Genomic DNA, 19713 nt, shown 5'->3' with positions numbered 1-19713 from the left:
CTTAAAAAAAATAAAAAAAAGAAATCTAAAAAAACTATAAGTTTTTGATAGCTAATTTAATATCTTCTGCTTTTACAGTTTTACGTTTAGCGATTTTAGCAACAGCGTTAGCTTCTTTAGCAACGTTACGTGCAACTTCGTCTAAGTAGTCAGCTAATGCAACTTTTGCATCTTCACTTACTCTTTCAGCACCAGATTCTTTAATAATTCTAGCAACAGGAGCTTTTGGTATTTCAGACATGATTTTCACCTCACATAAACTTTATAAAAACTTATGATTTATATAAACAAATCATAAGTTAAATAAGTATAAGATAACTTCATATTTAAATATTTCCTTTAATTAAAGGCTTTATCTCAAAATAACAAATAATTATTTAAATAAATAAGAAAATAGTAATAAAAAAATACTTATTTATAAAATAAATTTAAAAAATAATAATATAAAAAAATTTGAGAAGATATGATGAAAATAAAAATTGCAATACCTTCAAAAGGAAGAATAAGTGAACCATCTATAAACATATTAGAAAAAGCTGGTTTAGGATTAATTGACAAAAATAACAGGAAATTAATTTCTAAAACATTTAATGAAAATATAGAAGTTATGTTTGCAAGAGCATCTGATATTCCTAAATTTGTAAACAATGGAGTTGCAGATATGGGAATAACCGGTGTTGATTTAATTAATGAAAGTGAAGCAGAAGTTGCTGAATTACTTGATTTAAGATTTGGACAAACCAAATTAGTTTTAGCAGCTCCTGAAGAATCAGACATTAAATCTGCTGATGATATCACAGAAGATATGATAGTTGCAACTGAGTTTCCAGTGTTAACCAGAAAATACCTAAATGAAAAAGGATTAGACTTAAAAATCATTAAATTAAGTGGATCAACTGAAGCAGCTCCATTTATTGGAATTGCAGATTTAATAACAGATTTAACAAGTACTGGTACAACATTAAAAATGAATCATCTAAAAATCATCGACAACATCTTAGACAGTACAATCAAACTTATTGCTAATAAAGAAAGTTTAGAAACAAGAAGTGAATTGATTGAAGCTGTAAGTACAAGTATTAAAGGTGTTCTTGATGCTGATCGTAAAAAATTAATCATGATGAACGTTAAAGATGATGATTTAAATAACGTTAAAAAAGTAATGCCTTCAATGGGTGGTTTAACCATTTCAGAAGTATTATCTGATGAAAAAACCGTTGCAGTACAAGCAGTAATTGATGAAAAAGAAGTATTTGAACTTGTAAATGATTTAAGAAATGCTGGTGCAAAAGACATTCTTGTAGTGCCTATTGAAAGAATAATATGAAAATTGGAATAATATATTCAACTTCAAAAAAATCTACAAAAAAATCTTGTAAATTACTATACGACAAGATTAATGCTGATGTGCAGTTAATACCAATTGACAAGGCAAAAACAGCATGTATATTGAAATATAATTTCATAATCTTTGTTGCTTCAGCATATAGAGGTAAAATTGATAGTAATTTAAAAATATATTTAATGAGAAACTTTAAAAATATAAAAGAAAAACCTATTGCGCTTGCAATTAACTGTGAAAATGATTTGAATAATGAAAAGATATTCAATAAATTATATACAGAAGAATTAGTAAATTCATCACATATTAACTCAAATTTTGGATATGAATTAAATATTGAAGATAAAGGTTTTTTTGAAAAAATAAGAACAAAAAACAAAACTGAAGATATTATTCCTAAGTTAAACATAAATGAAATTAACAAATTTAGCGATTATATAAATAATTTAATTGAACAAAGGGTTGATTAAAATTTTTAAATTAAAAAATATAATTTCAATAAAAGACTTTGAAAGAGAAGATATTGAATATATTCTTGATGAAGCTTCAAAATTGGAAGACATTGCAAAATCCAGAGACATATCTGAAGAATTAAAGGGAAAAATTCTCGGATTAATGTTTTTTGAACCTTCAACAAGGACCAAAATGTCATTTGAAACCTCCATGAAACGTTTAAGCGGAGAATGCATTGGTTTTGAAAGCAGTGGATCTAGTTCTGTATCTAAAGGTGAAAGTATTGCTGATACTGCAAAAATGTTTGAAGGATATAGTGATGCTTTAGTTATTAGACACGAACTTGAAGGAGTAACAAAATTCATCTCTGATGTAGTAGATGTTCCTGTAATTAACGCAGGAGATGGAGCTGGCCAACACCCAACCCAAACATTGCTTGATTTATACACTATCAAAAATGAAATCGGACAAATTGACAACTTAAAAATCGCATTGATTGGTGATTTAAAATTCGGTCGTACAGTTCACTCATTATCATATGCATTAGGATTATTTAAAAACGTTAAAATTTATTTAATTTCACCACCTGAGCTTAAAATGCCACAGGAAGTTCTTCATGATATTGAAGGAACTAATGTTGAATATGAAGAAGTAGATAGTATTGAAGAAATCCTTGATGACGTTAATGTATTGTATGTAACAAGAATACAAAAAGAGCGTTTTGCAGACATTAACGATTATTTGAAAATTAAAGGAGCATATGTGCTTAATAAAAAATTAGTTGAAGGTAAGGATTTAATTATTATGCATCCTTTACCAAGAATTGATGAAATAGATCCAGACCTTGATGATACAAAGTATAACAAGTATTTCACACAGGCAGCAAATGCAGTTCCTGTGAGAATGGCTATTTTAAAAACATTAATTAAGAACAACCCTAAATAACTGTTAGGGATGATTCTAATAATGTTTCATCACATTGTAACTTTATAATGTTAGTTCTTCCTTTTCCACGGCCACGAGAAATAGTGTTTGTGGAAATGATTCCTAACATTTCAAGTTCATTAATAAAATCAAAGATTCTTCTGTAAGTAACAGCATCTTTTTTGTATAAATCTGTGTAAGTTTCATATAATTTACCAGATGTAATTTCTTCTTTTTGTTTAGTTAAATTTAAAATTGAAACTAAAACTCTTTGCTGTTGAAGAGGTAAAGTTTTAATAATATCAATAACCTTATTGTGTTCAATTCTGTCTTTTGCCATTCTAACATGAGCAGTAGTGACTTTATCAGAATCTTCATCAAATGCTAATTCACCTGCATTTCTAAGTAAATCAAGAGCGTATCTTGCATCACCCTCTTCTTTAGCAGCCATTGCAGAACATAATGGAATAACATCATCTGCAAGTACATTTTCATTAAAAGATAATGCAGCCCTTTCATTTAATATATCAATTAACTGAGTTGCACCATATGGTGGAAATACTATTTCTTTATCATTTAAACTACTAGTTACTCTAGGTTTGATTAAATTTTTGAAATCTAAATAATTACTGATACATAGTACAGAAACATTGTCTGTTCTAGTAAGAGTATATAAAATTCCATCCCCATCTTTATTAAGCAAAATATCAATCTCATCTAAAATAACAATTAATTGTAGTTTTTTACCAAAAGCATTACTAGATTTGAAGATATCTCTAAAGGTATTTACAACTTCACCTTTTGTCCAACCACGGTTTGGAACATCACGTCCAAGCTGGTTACATAATTTTGCAATAACCTGATATTCAGTAGTATAATCAGTACATCTGATATATTCAATTTTAACAAAGATTTTCTTTTTACGAGCAACTTCCATGAGCTGTTCACGTGCAAATTTAGAAGTTGCAGTTTTACCTGTTCCAGTTTTTCCATATAAAGTAACATTGGAAGGTGTAACATCGTTTAATACATCAATCCAATTTTTTGCAATTTGTCTAATCTGTTCTTCCCTATGTACTAAATTATCAGGTAACCATCTGTGATCCAAGGGTTTTTTATCTTTAAATATTAATGTCCCTTCATTATTATTTTGTAATTCATCAAAAATATTTGACATAAATCCACCATAAAAATTAATAAAAAATTAGAGTATAATTTCCAGTGTTAATAATATAAATTGTATCATAAATAAACATGTTTATTACAATTTCATATGAAAGTATTAAAATTTGAAAAAATTTAAAAATTTAACATAATAAAATCAATCAAAATTAAATATAACAGCGTAAAAATTGATATTATTTAAAAAATATCATTATGTGAAACGGAAATTAAAAAATAAATGATAAAAATAAATATAATATTTAATATGAAATTGTACTACTTCAAATATAAGATAACTATTTCAAGTGTAAAACTTAAGTAAAAATAAGAAAAATAAGAGCTATTTGGCGCTTAAATCAGAAATTTTTTAAAAAAACAAAAATAATTGTGAAAAAAGAGAGAGACATGTGTTTCAAGTGAAAGCAATTTTGTGCGAAAATCAAAAATCAAGACATAATTTTCAAGTGTAAAAATTTTGAGAAATGAGAGAGACATGTATTTCAAGTGAAATGAAATTTCAATATAATCAAAAAATCAAGACATATATTTCAAGTGTAAAATTTTTAGAAATTTTGAATTTGAAAAAAAAATTAAAATTTGCAAAATAGAGACAGACATGTGTTTCAAGTGTAAGTAATTTCACAGATATTGAAAAAATCAAGACATATATTTCAAGTGTAAAAAAATTAAAATTTTTTAAAAAATTCTTAGAATTAAAAATAAAGACTTTTAAGAGCTTAAAATTAAAAAATAAAAGAAAAAATAATAGGGTGAAATTTCAAGTGTTTACAGTTGAAATGCACCTCTTCAGTTCTAATATACCTTCGAAAACGTTACACTTGAAGTGTACCTCTCTCTCTTTAAATGAACATATCATTTTCATTTGAAGGCTGAGAAATAGTGCCAAATTTTTTGTCAATTAACCAGATACAGTGTAATTTTGACTTGAAAATTCTTTTCAATGTTTTTACAAGTTCATTTTTTGTTAATCCATCTTCAAAGATTTGATCAGTAATAATAAATTGTTGTAACACGTCATTTTGAACCTGAAGTTCATAGTCAACTAAAAATTGGTTTAAACCAAAGTTTAAGTCTAAAATAAAATCTTTTTTAACACTTGGATTTGAAGACATCATCAAATTAGTATGTTCAGGTGAAACTTGAGTTGCACATGCTAAGATAATACAATCTTTATCTTTAGGTTTTACAACATCCATAATATTTTCTTTTGGAAATTCAATAATAAAATGAAAATCAGCTGATTCATCATATTTCATTTCTAAAAGCATATCTTCGTCAAGTAACCATTGTTTAATTGTTTCTTCACTAATCATAGTATCACTAACTATTAAAATTATACAATAAAATATTTATTTTTTTATAATATATATAATAAATATGATAAAAAATAATGAATTAATAAATAATATATTATTTTCAAATGTAAACGATCTTGTTTCATTTAAGTTATTTTTATTCATTATTATAGCTTTTTTATTTTCAGTTGCAATTGATGTGGTGCTTGGTGAGCTTCCAGGAAAAATTCATCCTGTCGTAATGATGGGTAATGTAATTAGTTTTTTTAAAAAACATTTAATTCAATTTAGAACAAGATTATCTGGGTTTGGTTTAGTTTTTACTACCAGTATCACTACAAGTGTATTATTATTAATTATTTATTTAATTATAAAAAATAATTTAATATTATTATTTTTAATATTTTCAATTATATTATCATCAACATTTTCAATCAAAATGCTTTTACAAACTGCAATTGATGTTCGTGATGATCTTAACACTGATATTGACAAAGCAAGACAATCTGTATCATATTTGGTAAGTAGAAATACTGATGAGTTAACAGAAAGTTTCATTGTCTCAGCAGTGATTGAAAGTTTAACTGAAAATATAACAGATTCGTACGTAGCACCTGTTTTTTACTATTTTATATTTGCTTTAATTGTGTTGTTTTGGCCAGTATCATTTCATGTGTATCTTTTATTACTTGTACCTGTTTTATACAGACTTTCAAATACACAGGATGCTATGCTTGGATATACAACTGATGAACTCATTAAAATTGGATATTGTCCTGCAAAAATTGATGATATATTAAATTATATTCCTTCAAGAATTGCAGGTTTATGTGTTGTTGTTTCTGCATTTTTATTAGGATTGGATTGGAAGCAAAGTTTTAACGTAATGATGAGAGATGCTAGAAATTGTCCATCTCCTAATTCAGGTTACACAATGGCAACAACCGCAGGAGCATTGAATATTCAGCTGATAAAAAAAGATACCTATATTTTAGGAGATAACAATAAGGATATTGATGCTGATGATATTACAAAAGCTGTTAATTTATCTAAATTGTCAATAATATTATTTACATTATTTATAATTATTTTATTTACATTGATTTATGTGATTTTATGAAAATAGCAATTATTTCTGTTTCAAATAAAGGTCAAGAAGTAGCAATAAACCTAAAAGAAAAATTGGATGGTGATTCAACAATAATTAAAGTTGATTTATATCACAAAAATGTTAAACATCATTTTCCAGTTTTATTTTATGAATATGATGCAGTAATTGCAATTATGGCTTCTGGAATTTTAATTAGATCAATTGCACCTTTAATTGAATCTAAAGTCACAGATCCTGCTGTTTTAAATATTGATGATAATGCTAACTTTGTTATTTCAACTTTATCAGGTCATCTTGGTGGTGCTAATAAATTAACAAACAAAGTTGCAAAATTAATTGATGCAACACCTGTTATTACCACTTCGACCGATGTTAATAAAAAGTTAGGTATCGATGTATTGGCAAATAATTTATACTTATCAATTGACAATCCAAAAGAAATACTGTTTTTTAACAAATCTATATTGAATGGAAAACAAATTACATTCGCTATAAATCCTAATAAGAATGTTGATTATTTATTAGAATATTTAGATAACGTTACACTTGAAATTGATGTCTCATTTTCTTACTTAGAAGATATAAATACAGATGAAATTCATGTTCTATTGGATGATCATAAAATTATTTTAAAAGAAAGACGTATTGTTGCTGGAATAGGTTGTAGACGTGGAAAAGAGTGCAGTAAGATTTATGATGGTCTTATGGATTCAATTAATAAATTAAATATTTCAAAATCAAGAATCAACATGTTGTCTTCAGCTGAAATAAAAAAAGACGAGCAAGGTATTTTGGAACTTTCTGAAAAATTAGATATTCCAGTTAACTTTGTTGAATTGGAAAAATTAAAGCTTTTTGAATCAAATGATATTAAAAAATCAGAGTTTGTATATTCAAAATTCGGAATTTATGGTGTTTGTGAACCTTCAGCATTAATTACAGCTGGTTTTGATTCAAAATTAATATATAAAAAGACTTCGTATGATGGTGTTACAATTTCAGTTGCAATATCAAAATAAATAAAAAAAGAAAAAAAATTAGATTGATTCTAATTTAGATAAAACTTCCCAAATTAAAGTTCTTGCGTGAACTGGGATGTTAGGATCATTACTAATTTCGTCTAATTTTCCTAAAACAGTACTTATTTTTACAGATTCGTCTTGTTCTTCATCTTTTAATAAGGTACTAGAATTTCCTGCTGCCTCTCTAATGTTACGAGGAACAGTGTTATTATCAGCAATGTATTCAAGTATTTCACAAACTTCGTCTATTTGACCACTCATAATACCCCTCCAAAATAAATTATTAAAAATAGTTAATAAAATTATTATTATAATATATATTTATTAATATTCTCTTTAAATAGTTTGTGGTAAAATGCCCTTTTTCGTAATAGAAAAATATATATTATTATTAAAAGGAATTATATATTATGTCAGATGTAAGTAGAACAACTATAAATCTTCCCGTTGATTTAAAAAAAGAATTAAAAAAAGTAGCTATTGACGAAGATGTCACATTATCCGGTTTAATCCTCAAAATGATTAATGAAGGAATGGAATCAAGAAAAAATAATGATAATGTTTCAGATGAAGATACATTCTAATCTTCTACTGAATTTAACATATAAGTTACAAACTGAGTTTTAGCACTTTCTTCAACGAAAACTGCTAATAACTTTGCTTCATTCAAATCATCACTAACGCAAATTACACCATGATTTTTTAAAATTAACACATCTTCATTTTTTATGTCTTCACCAGCATTTTTAGCTAATTCTACAGTTCCAGGTTTAGCATATTCAATTGAAGCTACATATGGATTTTTTATTTCTCCAAAACCTTCTAGTCTTTTGAGATTTTTATTAGAAAAAGCAAATCCTGTTGCATAAGTTGAGTGAGTATGAACGATTGCATTCACATCGTCTCTTTTTTTGTAGATTTCTAAATGCATTCCAACTTCAGAAGATGGTTTTCCTTTTGTTAATAAATTACCATCCATATCGACTAATACAATATCTTCTTCTCTTAAATCAGATAATGATTTTAAAGTTGGAGTAATAGCAACAATATCTCCAGTACTTGCTTTAATTCTTTTACTGATGTTTCCAGCTTTTCCAGAAACTAATCCTTTGTTATAAATTTCATTTGAAACATTAATGATTTCGTTAATATGTTTTTTCATTTGAAATACCTCTTAAACAAATTTTAAGTGCTTATATTTTCCTTTATGAATTACAGGAACTTCTGCAGGGGTTGGTTCAATGTTATAAATTTTCTGGAACTCAGTTTGAGTCTGGAATGTTCCTGAATTAATTAAATGAATACCTTTGAATTTTCTATAAGTGTTAATGTGAACGTGACCTGTATGGAATATATCTGGCACTTCATCAATTACTAAATAATCTTCAAGTTCTGATGCTAATGGTGTTCTTTCTCCGTAAATTGGAGCTAAGTGTCTTTTCTTTAATAATTCTTCCATTAACAAATCATTTCTTTCGTGAGTAAACTCTTTTACAGCCATTACCAAATCGTCAAAACTACGTCCGTGGTAAATTAAAACATTAATTCCATCAAGAGACACTACACCTGGATTTGAAATAAATTCTACATTGTCAAGCTCATAGAGTGCTTTTGCATATTCTTCAGGTACAGCAGGCTGTGGTTCTGCCACTCTAGATGCGTCGTGGTTTCCAGGAGCAATAATAATTTTAATATCACTTCTGATGTTTCCTAAAAGTCTAGCAGCTTCGTTATATTGTTCTGTAATATCTTTAATTGCTAATTCTTTGTCTTGGTTTGGATATACACCAATACCATCCACAATATCTCCACCAATTACAAGATACTTAACGTCTTCTGCAATTCTTCTTTGTTCTTCAGAACCAAATTCACAGTTGATCCAGTCAATAAATCTTTGGAAAGCCTCTTCAAGGAATGTTAAACTTCCAATGTGAACATCAGACAAAAATACTATTCCAAAGTCCATTTCTTTATCAGGAATTCTTAAAACACCTGGATCGATAATTTGCTGACCAAAAGCAAATCCTTTATCATCACTTTTATTTGCAATAACACCGACAACTTCATCTTTTACAAGTTTTTCAGCTTCTGCAAACAACTCTTCATTATTGTGTGAGAATAAAATTGAAATTGTTCCAGTATCATCTTCAAATTCAATGATTTTGTGTCCATTTTTACTGGTTCTTATTTCACGAACCATTAAAATTAAAGATAAATTTTCCTGTGAATCATCAATATCTGCAACTTTAGTATAGTTTCTAAGTTCAGGTCTTTTTGATAGGATATTAGCTAGTTTTTCATATCTGCTTTTAAAGTATGAAATGAGGTTTTCAAGCTCTCCGCTTGTATATGATTTTTTAGAAGTATCCTGTATGATTTTAAAATCATAAGTAACATTGGTTTTTTGCTGATTTCTTTTGAATTTAATTTTTTCATCTTTAATAGTTTCAGATGCTTCTAAAATTTCCTTGTTGATGTATTTTTCAGGAGTATCACTTTCCTTTTTTAAATCATCAATACTTGCTTTTTTAGGTGGTGTTTGTGTTTCAGCATCTTTTGGTGTTTCAGGTGTTTTTGTTATTTCTTTTGGAGTGTCAACTTCTTTTTTAACTTCTGGTGTTTTAGGTATTGTTTTTACTTCTTTTTTTATTTCAGGTTCAGGAGTTTCTTCTGGTGTTAATGTTTTTTGATTAACAGGTTCTTGTTTTTTAACACCATTAATCTCATCAATCATTTCACCACTAACAGATACCAAGTCTTTTGATGAGAATTTGTCACTTTTTAATTTAACAATTAATGATGATGCATAGTTTAAAGGATCTTCAGCATTCATGACATTTTCATATGCTTCAGGTGATAGGTTGATTCCTTTTTTTGCAAATTTTAATAGAATTTTATTAGTTGACATATTAGTTAAAATTTTAATTTTCTATATTAATAAACTTTGAGAATTTTTTTTTAAAATTTTTATTTTTCCTTATAATCTTTATTTAATTAGTTATCTTTATTATATATTAAAAATAAAAACTATTTCATTATAAGTTAAAATAATGATTGTGATAAAATGGCGAATAAATTTGTTAGAATTATTTTAATAGTTGTTTTATTTGTTATATTCTTTGAAGTAGGTCTTGTCAGTTCATATACAATTGTTACTGCTGAAGCACCTAATATTCCGGGATTAATAGATATGCAAATACAAAAGATATCTTCAATATTCAATCCAGAAACTGTTAATGAGGCTTTAATCAAAGATCCAACTCCAATTAATATTACTAATAAAAAAGATGTTGCAATACAGATGCAAAACCTGTCGAATGTCGATGGGGTTAATGTTGATTCAATGAACATCACTACCCGTGATGATAAAAGCAATGATAATATTACTGTAACTATCGAAGCTTTAGGTTATGCTTCTCCTAACTCAACTTCAGGACAAATTATTATCAGTCAAGATCCGTCTTATAAGATTATAGCTACTGCTCCTGCACACCATGTGGAAAGCGGAATTAAAGCTGATACAAGAGCTATGGTAATAACTTCAGTGTTGAAACTATATTAAGGGATATAAATGATTAATGTAATCGGTATTGGTCAAAATAGAGAAAATATGACTTTAGGAGCCCTCAAGGCTATTGAAGAGTCTGATGTTGTTATTGGTTATAAAAAATATATTAACCAAATTGAAGACTTAATTCAAGATAAGGAAGTCATTAAAAAAGGAATGGGCGATGAAATAGCTAGAGCTGAATTTGCTATTCAAAAAAGCTTAGAAGGTAAAACAGTTTCTCTAATCAGTTCTGGAGACCCTGGAGTCTTTGGAATGGCCAATGTTTTATATCAAATTGTCAGCAAATATGATGATGTTGAAATAAAAGTCTATCCTGGTGTTTCTGCTCTTAATTATGCTTCCAGTCATTTGGGAGCTCCTTTAAATGACTTTGCAGCTATTAGTTTAAGTAATATTTTAACTCCACTTTCAGAAATTGAAAAAAAGTTGGAATATGCTCTTAAAGCTAATTTAATTATTGCAATTTATAATCCTATAAGTAAAACACGTAAAGAACCTTTTAGAAGGTTTAAACAATGTGTTTTAGATATTAAAGGTGAAGATACATTAATTGGTATTATTGATAGTACCTATGAACCACCAAAAACAACTATTGTCAAAGTTAAGGATTTAACTGAAGATATTGTCAATATGTCCTGCACATTAATCGTTGGAAATGATTTGACTTATGTTCAAGAAGGAAAACTTGTAACACCTAGAGGATATGTAATTAGATTTAACATTCATGAATTGTCACAAAATCATTATGAAAAATTCTTAAATGGCGAAATTGCACACGGTCCAAATAGAGAATGTGAATATTATCCATGTCACTATGACGGACAGTATTGTGATTTCTGTTACTGTCCATTTTATCCGTGTGGAGATTCTTCAACCGGTGGAGAATGGATTAAAGGTAAAGGTATTTGGAATTGTAAGAATTGTCTTTGGTTACATGATAAAGAAAGTGTTGAATGCCTACGTCAACCTTTAGAAAACATCTTGGAAGATGTTGAAGATTTAAAATCAAAGAAAAAATCATTATTAAAACTTAGAAGGGCTTGTTTATTAAAAAATAATCCAAATGATATTTAGAGGTCTTGTAATTGTCAATTAAAAATCTTTTAATAGAAATGAAAAATATGTCGGAACTTATGGTCGACTTAGCATATTCTGCAGTTTTATTTAACAGTAAAGCAGCTGCAGAAGAAGTTATTACACTTGAAAATGAAGTCAATGCAATGAACTATGAGATTAAAAAAGAATCATTGGTAGCAGCACGTTCATATGAGGATGCTGAAAAATTAACTGCTTTAATTGAAATTGCAGAAGCTGCAGAATCAATGGCAAATGCTGCAAAAGATTTAGCTGATTTAGTAATAACTGGTTTTAAACCACATCCAGTATTTAAAATGGTAATGGAAGAATCTGATAAAAGTATTGTTAGAGTCACAATTGATGATTCATCAGAATTAGCAAATAATACTTTAGGTGATTTACTTTTAGTAAACCGTACAGGTATGAGAGTAATTGCTATTAGAAGAGGTGTATCCTGGATTTATGGTCCTGATAAAAACACCATGCTTTTAGCTAACGATGTATTAATTTTAAAAGGTACTGATGAAGGTGCTGAATTATTAGAAAAACTTGCTTCAGGTGCTTGCTCATTTGAAGACATTCCAGAAGAATTAGAAGACGAAGAGTGATTAAAATGATTATGGGTAGTGATATTTATGAAGGATCAACAGAAGAAGATTCGCACTTCACTATCTACCCGCGCATCTAATTTTTACGATGTAAATAATCATGTAATAAAAGAAGGATTAATCGCTCTTTTAATTTGTGCTGCTGGAGATTTAATAGCAGGTATTATATTAGGTAGAATGACCTTTTTCCTTGAAACATTTCCAGGTTTATTAGTTGTTATTCCTGGTGCTATTGGAATGAGAGGAAATATTTTTGGCTCTTTTGCTTCAAGATTATCTACCAGTTTACATATCGGGTTAATATCTCCTGAGTTTGAATTTTCAGAATATTTAAATTATAATATATTCTCTTCATTTGTATTGACCTTGATTTTATCAGTATTTTTGGGTATTGTAGGTAAACTATTCTGTTTAATATTACACTGCCCATCAATGGATTTAATTGACTTTATTTTAATCTGTGTAATTGCAGGTATTATTTCAAATTTAATAATGCTTCCAATTACAATGTTTATATCATTTAAAAGCTTTGAAAACGGTTGGGACCCAGATAATGTCACAAGTCCAATTATTGCAGGATTTGGAGATTTATTTACCCTTCCAGCTATTATTGCTTCAATTTTTATTCTTCATGCAATTAATTTTAATTTAATATTTAAGGATATAATTTTTATTGTAATGTTAATTGCTATTTCAATAGGATTTATTCATTGTTACAGATTGTCTGATGAAAGTAAAACCATTTTAAAACAATCTACTCCAATATTGCTCTTATGTTCCTTTTTAGGAGGTTCAGCTGGAGGAATTTTGAATAGTTCAGTTGAAACATTACTTACAAATCCTAGTTTACTTACATTAATACCTCTCTTTTCAGGAGAAAGTGGAAGTTTAATTAGTATTTTAGGTGCTAAACTATCTTCCGGTCTTCACTCTGGTTTGGTAGAACCACTATCAAGACCGAAAGGAGAAGCAGTTAATGATTTCAAAATCTGCTTTGTTTTAGCTATTATTGTATTTCCGTTGATTGGAATTCTTGCTGAGGCATCATCAATTTCATTTGGAACAATTGGTGTTGGTTTTGATAAAATTATTCCTATTAGTTTAATTTCAGGAATTATTCTCGTTTCAATAATGGTATTTGTTGTTTATTATATCTCAGCAATCTCATATAATCGTAATTTAGATCCGGATAATATTGTAATTCCAGTTTCAGCTAGTGTAACAGATTTAATCTCCAGTTTGATTTTAATTTCTGTATCCTTGTTTATATTATCCATTTTTATCTAAAACCATACTTTTAGAATAAACTGACATTCGTTTGTTCTAAAATAATCATATTTTAAATAATTTTTATCAAAATTTTTAGATACATTTACAAGAACAGCCTTTGCATTTGCTTTATCAAAGTGAACAAATACAATTGCATCACTATCATCATAAAAATTAATCTTGTCATTTAGATAAATTGTATCTGAGAGTGCAAGTTTCCAATTTTTATTTTTAGATTGTGTTGTATCAATAATGTATTTTAAATCATATTTTTCATCTGAATCAATTAATAGATAATAATCTGAGCTTTTAAGATTTGATTTAAATATCTTAAAATAATTGCAGCTATATTCTCCTTTATGTTGCTGGTTGCATTTTCCTTCGTTTTGAAAATCTTTTATGACATATTTTTTATAATAATCACATTTAACGAGTCTGTTAACGGAGTAAATGTTATTTGAATCACTTTGAGAACCAATTTTTACACTTGAAATGGTCCTCTTGTTTGGAATTAATTCCATTGATGAGTGAAGTTTTGAGTTGAATTGCTGTTTATCTATGAACTGTTTGTAGTTTTTACCAAGTGAAATTAATTTTTGGTATGAAACACTGTTTGGTATAATTTCACCATTTTCATTTACAATTGCAAGTCCTGGAGTTGCCTTTTCATACTCAAACCAGTTTTCAGGTACTCCTTGGTTATTGATTAAATTGTCAACAAATTCAGATGTTAAAATTTCAATATTTTCTTTTTCCTGCAGTTTAATTATCTTGTCATTTGTATTTTCAAAAGAGCTTAAAACAACGCCAAGAATCAGTAAAATTACTACTAAAACTACACAAAGTTCTATTGTAATGCTTCCTTTATCATCTATCATTTTTATCCAACCCGTATTTTTTCTGGTGAGATGAATCTAAAATTAAGCTATTCCAGTCATCAGGATCAATTTTTTGTCCGTTGTAGTGATCAGCAAACACAACATGGTCAGAACATGACAGTGACTCATTTTTTAGAGGAGTGTGAGTTTGAATAAAAACTTCAAAACCATAATGAGGACATTTTCCTTTTCCTTCTAATCTACATAAATAACAGCTCCCATCAGCACTTTCATGAAAATATCCTTGTTTTAGACAATCATCAAGAACACCTGGGTCTCCATGATGAATATATGGGTCATATGGACATTTTTTAATGTATAATGGTGCAGTTGCTTCAATATAGGATTCTGGTGAATCAAACTGATGTAATAACATGTAAGCTGACAAACCTTCCTGATAGTGAATTTTATCATCGTATGTGAGTATTCCAGAAGCTATTGTTAATTTTGCAAGTGGAAGAGGGTCTCTTAAACCTTCAATTGTGGCATTTTTTTCAATAATTTTAGAAAATTTCTCATTGTCTTTTTGAACGTTCAATCTGGTTTTAAATAATATTTTCCAGGCAGAATCAGTGTTTTCAACAGACAATACTTCTGATGTAATTTTTACACCATATTTTTCTTCATATTCTTTGTTTTTTTCATCTAAAATTTCGTTTAAATTTTTTTTAATCTGATTTTCACTGTTAAAGATATGAAGACCATTGAAAATTTTTTGAGTTGCTTTAGCTATTGCATCTCTTTGGCTAATTTCAAGGTTTTGAGTGTAATCATCAATGAGATATTTGAAATTATCATTTTGCACGGAATCAATATTTTCATTTTGAATGTAATTTATGCAGCTTATAACAAAAATACAAATCAATAATAAGGCTACAATTAAAATAGCCGTTGTTCCTATAATTAAATTTCCTTTAGAGTCAATTTTCATTTTTAAAAATTTATTAAAAAATTAATAAATTAATTTTCAAAGTGTGATTAGGTGATTTTGCACAAAAATTATTACTTTTTCTAAAAATAGTTTAATTTAGTAATAAAAAAAATACTTATTTATATTAATTAATATAAATTATATTTAATTAATATTTATGGAGGATTTTCTCATGTCAGATACTGTAAGAACATGGCGTCATATTCAACAAAGATACAACCTTATTGGAACTAAATGTAACACCTGTGGAGAATTATTTTTCCCATCTCGTGTAGTTTGTCCTAACTGTAGGAGAAAAGGTGACCTTGAACCTTTCCAATTCTCAGGAAAAGGTAAAATTTACACTTACTCAGTAATTAGATCCGCACCAGATGATTTCAAAAACTTAGCTCCTTATGTAGTAGCTGTTATTGAACTTGAAGAAGGTGCAAAATTAACTTCACAACTTGTTGATTGTGATGTCGATAATATTGAAATCGGCGATGACGTAGAAATGGTATTTAGAAAAATAAGAGAGGATGGAGAAGACGGAGTTATTTCCTATGGATATAAATTCAAAGTTGTTAAATAATACTGGTGTCATCTTAGTAAGTCACGGCAGTACTTTACCTTTCGCTGAAGAAGTTTTCGTTGAAATTAAAGAAAAATTCATTAAAGCAACTGGTTTAGCTGCTGAAATCGGATATATGAAAGTATCTGAGCCTACTATTGCTGGTGCAGTTGAAGTATTGAAAAATCAAGTTGATGATTTGGATAAAATTATTGCACTTCCAGTATTCTTAGCTCCGGGAATTCATACTAATATTGATATTCCTCAATTATTAGGTCTTGATTCTTTGGAAGTTGATCCGAGATGTCCTGATGGAAATTACCCTGAAGAACATTATTTGTCAATTGCTGATGATGTTGATTTTGATGGTGAAATTAAATTATTATCTTCAATCGGACCTCGTGATGAACTTTTAGATATTATTGATAAAAGAATCAATGAGGCATTATCTGAATCTAAATTGGATGATGATGCAAAAACAGGTATTTTACTTGTAACTCATGGTTCTAGATTACATTATAATAAAGAGTTTGCTACTGCATTATATAATAAATTTGAAAAAACCTGTGAATTACCTTCCAGTTTTGGATTTATGGAATTATGCGGTCCTAGCATACCAGAATCAATTAATAAATTAGTCGATGAGAATCAATTAGAAAGATTAGTTGTTGTTCCTGTATTTATTGCTCCGGGAATGCACACAACTCACGATATTCCTCATATTTTAGGATTCTTGGATGACCATGAACATACTCACGAACATCATCATGAACATAGTCATGACCACGGACATGACCACACTCATGATTTAACTCCTGTTGAGTTTGATGGTGAAATTCTCTATCCAGAACCTATTAAAGCGGATGATATATTAATTGACATTTTAATTTCAATGATTAATGAAGCTTGTTAGCTTCAATATTTTTTTTGAAAAAAAATTTTTTCAAGATAACTTAACAAAATTTAATTTTAAATTAAAAAGATGATATTATGGCTGATAAAAAAACAGGAATTTTACTTTTAAGCCACGGTTCCAGATTAGATGACGGTGAAGAAGTAATTAAAGCTTATAAAGAAATGTATGTTGAAGAATTTCCAGACATGCCAGTTGAATATGGATTTATGGAAATCAGAAAACCAGGAATACCTGAAACAATTAAAAAATTAACTTCAGAAAACGATTTAGAAAAAATAATCGTTGTTCCTGTATTTGTTGCTCACGGATTACATACTAAAAGAGATATTCCAGGATTACTTGGTATTGAAAGTGATTTTGATGAAGAAGACTGTCATGGTCATCACCACCATCATCACGATCATGGACACCATCACGGACATCATCATCACCATCATGATGAAGATGAAGAGGAGTTTGAATTTGACGGTGAGATTGTTTTAACCGATCCTCTTGGTGTCGACAAACGTATGTATGAGATTATTAAAGACAGAGTTTCAGAAAACTTATAATTTCTGAAACATTTACTTTTTTTGCTAAAACTTATTTATTTTAAAAATTATACTAATATTTATGACTCTTAAAGTCTCAGATATTGGTGAAAAAGAATTGGTTAAGTATATTATAGCTAATTCAAAGAAAATCACGCCAGATGATACTGCAGTTACTCCTTTTTTAGATTTAAACTTAATTTCAACATGTGACATGCTTATTCAGTCAAGACATTTTCCAAAAAATATGTCTTATTTTGATATGGGATTTAAGGCAGTTACAGTAAATGTAAGTGATTTGGCAGCTATGGGTGCTGAACCTTTGGGATTTTTACTCTCAATAGCTATTCCAAAAGATTTGGAAGTTGACAGCTTTAAACAAATAATTGATGGTGTTTTTAAGGCATGTGATTACTATTCAATTCCTCTTATTGGAGGAGATACCAATGAAGCATCAGAAATTATAATCTCAGGTACTGCTCTTGGAACCTGTGATAAGCCTTTGATGAAAAATACCTATAAACAAGGGGATTTAGTAGCTATTACAGGTGATATAGGTCTTGCTGCACTAGGTTTTGAGCTTGAAACTTTAGATAATATTTATGTTGAAAAAGCTCTTAAACCAAAGGCCAGAATTAAAGAAGGACAAATTCTAAAGGATTATGGAGCAACATCTGCTACTGATATTACTGACGGGCTTGCAAGTGAATTATATGAGATTAAAAAGGATAATTTTGGTTTTATGATTTATGAAGAGTTATTAGACATTAGTGATGAGTATAAAAACATGGCTAATGGGCTTGACTTGGATTATCTTGATTTAATTCTTCATGTTGGTGAAGATTTTGAATTGCTTTTTACAATATCTAAAGACGATTTAGAGAAATTACCTATTGATTATAAGGTTATTGGCGAGGTAACTGACAGTGATGTTGTTGAAATTACCTTGGAAAATGGTTTTGTTGATAAAATTAAAAATAAGGGTTATGAACACTATGTTAGTGAATAATGATTTATATAAAAAAAGTTCCAAGACACAAAAAATCAGATGTGAAATCTGTGCTAACTACTGTAAAATAGCTGATGGAAGTTTTGGAGTTTGTCGTCAACATAAAAATGTCAATGGAGAACTATTTGATGAATCCTATGGTATTGTTTCATCACTAAGCCCTGATCCTATTGAAAAAAAGCCGTTAAATAAATTTTTATCAGGGACTTTAACATATTCAATTGGTGGTTTTGGGTGTAATATGATATGTTTACACTGTCAGAACTATATGATTTCTCATGAATATGGTGACTATTCAAGAGGTGTTAAAATAACGCCAGAAGCAATTGTGGAAAATGCACTTAAGTATGATTGTAAGTCTATTGCTTGGACGTATAACGAACCTACTATACACTTACCATTCAACAAGAAAACTTCTCTACTTGCAAAGCAGAAAAATCTTAAAGTCATCTATGTAAGTAATGGATACTTTTCAAACAAGTCTCTTCAGGAAGTTTTAGGTTTTGTTGATGCATTTAATATAGACTTGAAATCCATGTCCGATGATTTTTATAAAAAAGTCTGTGGAGCGGATTTGGATGTTATTTTAGATAATTTAAGAAGTATTTATCTTGCAGGTAAACACCTTGAAATTACAAATCTCATAATCAATGACTACAATGATTCTGTTGATGAAATTAATGCATTATGTGATTTTGTTGTAAATGAATTGGATGAAAATGTCCCTGTTCATTTTTCAAGAGCATTTCCTTATTATAAAATGAATGATATTTCACCTACAAATCCTGAAATATTGTTCAAGGCAAAAGAAATTGCTATGGATAAGGGAATTAAAAATGTTTATTTGGGAAATATCTAATTTTTTGGTATTTTTATTCTTTTTTTTTTAATTATTTTTTATGACTCTTTCAAAAACTTTGTTGATTTTCAAAATCCTTTTTGCGATTGTCATTCCAAATGAGATCCCTGCGATAGATTCGTTTTAAAACGCCTCGTTTAGTCTTGAATGTTCGTTTTCTTGATTTTGGCATTGTTTTTTGAA

At 28.4% G+C, this 19713-nt stretch carries 23 protein-coding genes; 15 read left to right on the top strand and 8 right to left on the bottom strand.

Annotation, left to right across the window (positions count from 1 at the left end):
* Positions 1-34: 34 nt before the first annotated feature.
* Positions 35-241, bottom strand: coding sequence for a histone family protein (locus tag PUD86_06950; protein MDD6777014.1), 207 nt, complete (start codon positions 239-241; stop codon positions 35-37).
* Between the two features lie 225 nt (positions 242-466).
* Here PUD86_06950 and hisG point away from each other — a divergent pair, with 225 nt between their 5' ends.
* From hisG to pyrB, 3 genes are read left to right on the top strand one after another with little or no spacing between them, the layout of a single operon-like run.
* Positions 467-1327: an ATP phosphoribosyltransferase gene (hisG, locus tag PUD86_06945; GenBank protein ID MDD6777013.1), complete on the top strand. Its 861-nt coding sequence runs from the start codon at positions 467-469 to the stop codon at positions 1325-1327.
* Positions 1324-1812: a flavodoxin domain-containing protein gene (locus PUD86_06940; protein ID MDD6777012.1), complete on the top strand. Its 489-nt coding sequence runs from the start codon at positions 1324-1326 to the stop codon at positions 1810-1812. Before hisG ends, PUD86_06940 begins: the two co-directional genes overlap by 4 nt.
* A complete protein-coding gene (gene pyrB / locus PUD86_06935; protein ID MDD6777011.1) occupies positions 1805-2740 on the top strand; it encodes an aspartate carbamoyltransferase in 936 nt (311 codons plus the stop codon). Before PUD86_06940 ends, pyrB begins: the two co-directional genes overlap by 8 nt.
* Here pyrB and PUD86_06930 read toward each other — a convergent pair.
* Positions 2733-3896: an orc1/cdc6 family replication initiation protein gene (locus PUD86_06930; protein MDD6777010.1), complete on the bottom strand. Its 1164-nt coding sequence runs from the start codon at positions 3894-3896 to the stop codon at positions 2733-2735. The genes pyrB and PUD86_06930 overlap by 8 nt on opposite strands.
* An 847-nt stretch (positions 3897-4743) precedes the next feature.
* Positions 4744-5217 carry a DUF2299 domain-containing protein gene (locus PUD86_06925; protein ID MDD6777009.1) on the bottom strand — a complete coding sequence of 158 codons (474 nt, stop codon included), beginning with the start codon at positions 5215-5217 and terminating at the stop codon, positions 4744-4746.
* A 64-nt stretch (positions 5218-5281) separates the two neighbouring features.
* Here PUD86_06925 and PUD86_06920 point away from each other — a divergent pair, with 64 nt between their 5' ends.
* Both PUD86_06920 and PUD86_06915 read left to right on the top strand, forming a co-directional pair.
* A complete protein-coding gene (locus tag PUD86_06920) occupies positions 5282-6319 on the top strand; it encodes a cobalamin biosynthesis protein (GenBank protein ID MDD6777008.1) in 1038 nt (345 codons plus the stop codon).
* A complete protein-coding gene (locus tag PUD86_06915) occupies positions 6316-7329 on the top strand; it encodes a cobalt-precorrin 5A hydrolase (GenBank protein MDD6777007.1) in 1014 nt (337 codons plus the stop codon). The genes PUD86_06920 and PUD86_06915 overlap by 4 nt, the downstream gene beginning before the upstream one ends.
* 18 nt (positions 7330-7347) lie before the next feature.
* Here the strand turns inward: PUD86_06915 and PUD86_06910 are convergent, their stop codons facing one another.
* On the bottom strand, positions 7348-7593 hold the full coding sequence (locus PUD86_06910; GenBank protein ID MDD6777006.1) for a UPF0147 family protein: 246 nt from the start codon (positions 7591-7593) through the stop codon (positions 7348-7350).
* 149 nt (positions 7594-7742) lie between these two features.
* On the opposite strand from PUD86_06910, the gene PUD86_06905 reads away from it, so the two are divergent.
* Positions 7743-7916 carry a Met repressor gene (locus tag PUD86_06905; protein ID MDD6777005.1) on the top strand — a complete coding sequence of 58 codons (174 nt, stop codon included), beginning with the start codon at positions 7743-7745 and terminating at the stop codon, positions 7914-7916.
* Here PUD86_06905 and PUD86_06900 read toward each other — a convergent pair.
* Together PUD86_06900 and PUD86_06895 are read right to left on the bottom strand one after the other, a co-directional pair.
* Positions 7913-8494 (bottom strand): class II aldolase/adducin family protein, encoded by a 582-nt coding sequence (locus PUD86_06900; protein ID MDD6777004.1) that lies wholly within the window; start codon positions 8492-8494, stop codon positions 7913-7915. The two genes, PUD86_06905 and PUD86_06900, sit on opposite strands and share 4 nt — an antisense overlap.
* Before the next feature lie 12 nt (positions 8495-8506).
* Positions 8507-10240, bottom strand: coding sequence for a DNA-directed DNA polymerase II small subunit (locus PUD86_06895; protein ID MDD6777003.1), 1734 nt, complete (start codon positions 10238-10240; stop codon positions 8507-8509).
* Between the two features lie 156 nt (positions 10241-10396).
* Here PUD86_06895 and PUD86_06890 point away from each other — a divergent pair, with 156 nt between their 5' ends.
* From PUD86_06890 to PUD86_06875, 4 genes are read left to right on the top strand one after another with little or no spacing between them, the layout of a single operon-like run.
* Positions 10397-10894: a hypothetical protein gene (locus tag PUD86_06890; protein ID MDD6777002.1), complete on the top strand. Its 498-nt coding sequence runs from the start codon at positions 10397-10399 to the stop codon at positions 10892-10894.
* 9 nt (positions 10895-10903) lie between these two features.
* Complete coding sequence (gene cobJ, locus PUD86_06885) at positions 10904-11977, top strand: precorrin-3B C(17)-methyltransferase (protein MDD6777001.1); 1074 nt, start codon at positions 10904-10906, stop codon at positions 11975-11977.
* Between the two features lie 38 nt (positions 11978-12015).
* On the top strand, positions 12016-12588 hold the full coding sequence (locus tag PUD86_06880; GenBank protein MDD6777000.1) for a potassium channel family protein: 573 nt from the start codon (positions 12016-12018) through the stop codon (positions 12586-12588).
* A gap of 27 nt (positions 12589-12615) precedes the next feature.
* Positions 12616-13875 (top strand): magnesium transporter, encoded by a 1260-nt coding sequence (locus PUD86_06875; GenBank protein MDD6776999.1) that lies wholly within the window; start codon positions 12616-12618, stop codon positions 13873-13875.
* Here the strand turns inward: PUD86_06875 and PUD86_06870 are convergent.
* Together PUD86_06870 and PUD86_06865 are read right to left on the bottom strand one after the other, a co-directional pair.
* Positions 13872-14735: a hypothetical protein gene (locus tag PUD86_06870; GenBank protein MDD6776998.1), complete on the bottom strand. Its 864-nt coding sequence runs from the start codon at positions 14733-14735 to the stop codon at positions 13872-13874. The two genes, PUD86_06875 and PUD86_06870, sit on opposite strands and share 4 nt — an antisense overlap.
* The gene (locus PUD86_06865; GenBank protein ID MDD6776997.1) at positions 14725-15666 is read right to left on the bottom strand and encodes a hypothetical protein; all 942 of its coding nucleotides are present in this window, start codon (positions 15664-15666) and stop codon (positions 14725-14727) included. The genes PUD86_06870 and PUD86_06865 overlap by 11 nt, the downstream gene beginning before the upstream one ends.
* Positions 15667-15838: 172 nt before the next feature.
* Between PUD86_06865 and PUD86_06860 the strand changes: the two genes are divergently transcribed.
* The 5 genes from PUD86_06860 to amrS all read left to right on the top strand — a co-directional run bounded on the left by PUD86_06860 (position 15839) and on the right by amrS (position 19530).
* Complete coding sequence (locus PUD86_06860; GenBank protein ID MDD6776996.1) at positions 15839-16237, top strand: Zn-ribbon domain-containing OB-fold protein; 399 nt, start codon at positions 15839-15841, stop codon at positions 16235-16237.
* Positions 16209-17129 carry a sirohydrochlorin nickelochelatase gene (gene cfbA, locus PUD86_06855; GenBank protein ID MDD6776995.1) on the top strand — a complete coding sequence of 307 codons (921 nt, stop codon included), beginning with the start codon at positions 16209-16211 and terminating at the stop codon, positions 17127-17129. Before PUD86_06860 ends, cfbA (PUD86_06855) begins: the two co-directional genes overlap by 29 nt.
* 74 nt (positions 17130-17203) lie before the next feature.
* Positions 17204-17683 carry a sirohydrochlorin nickelochelatase gene (gene cfbA / locus PUD86_06850; GenBank protein MDD6776994.1) on the top strand — a complete coding sequence of 160 codons (480 nt, stop codon included), beginning with the start codon at positions 17204-17206 and terminating at the stop codon, positions 17681-17683.
* Positions 17684-17744: 61 nt separating this feature from the next.
* Entirely contained in the window at positions 17745-18671 is a 927-nt protein-coding gene (thiL, locus tag PUD86_06845; GenBank protein ID MDD6776993.1) for a thiamine-phosphate kinase, read from the top strand.
* The gene (amrS, locus tag PUD86_06840; GenBank protein MDD6776992.1) at positions 18658-19530 is read left to right on the top strand and encodes an AmmeMemoRadiSam system radical SAM enzyme; all 873 of its coding nucleotides are present in this window, start codon (positions 18658-18660) and stop codon (positions 19528-19530) included. Before thiL ends, amrS begins: the two co-directional genes overlap by 14 nt.
* Positions 19531-19713: the final 183 nt, after the last annotated feature.

This window comes from Methanobacteriaceae archaeon, assembly GCA_029219465.1.
Taxonomy (GTDB): domain Archaea; phylum Methanobacteriota; class Methanobacteria; order Methanobacteriales; family Methanobacteriaceae; genus Methanocatella.
Note: the sequence above shows the minus strand (reverse complement) of the source record. Positions and strands in the feature narration are given on the sequence as shown.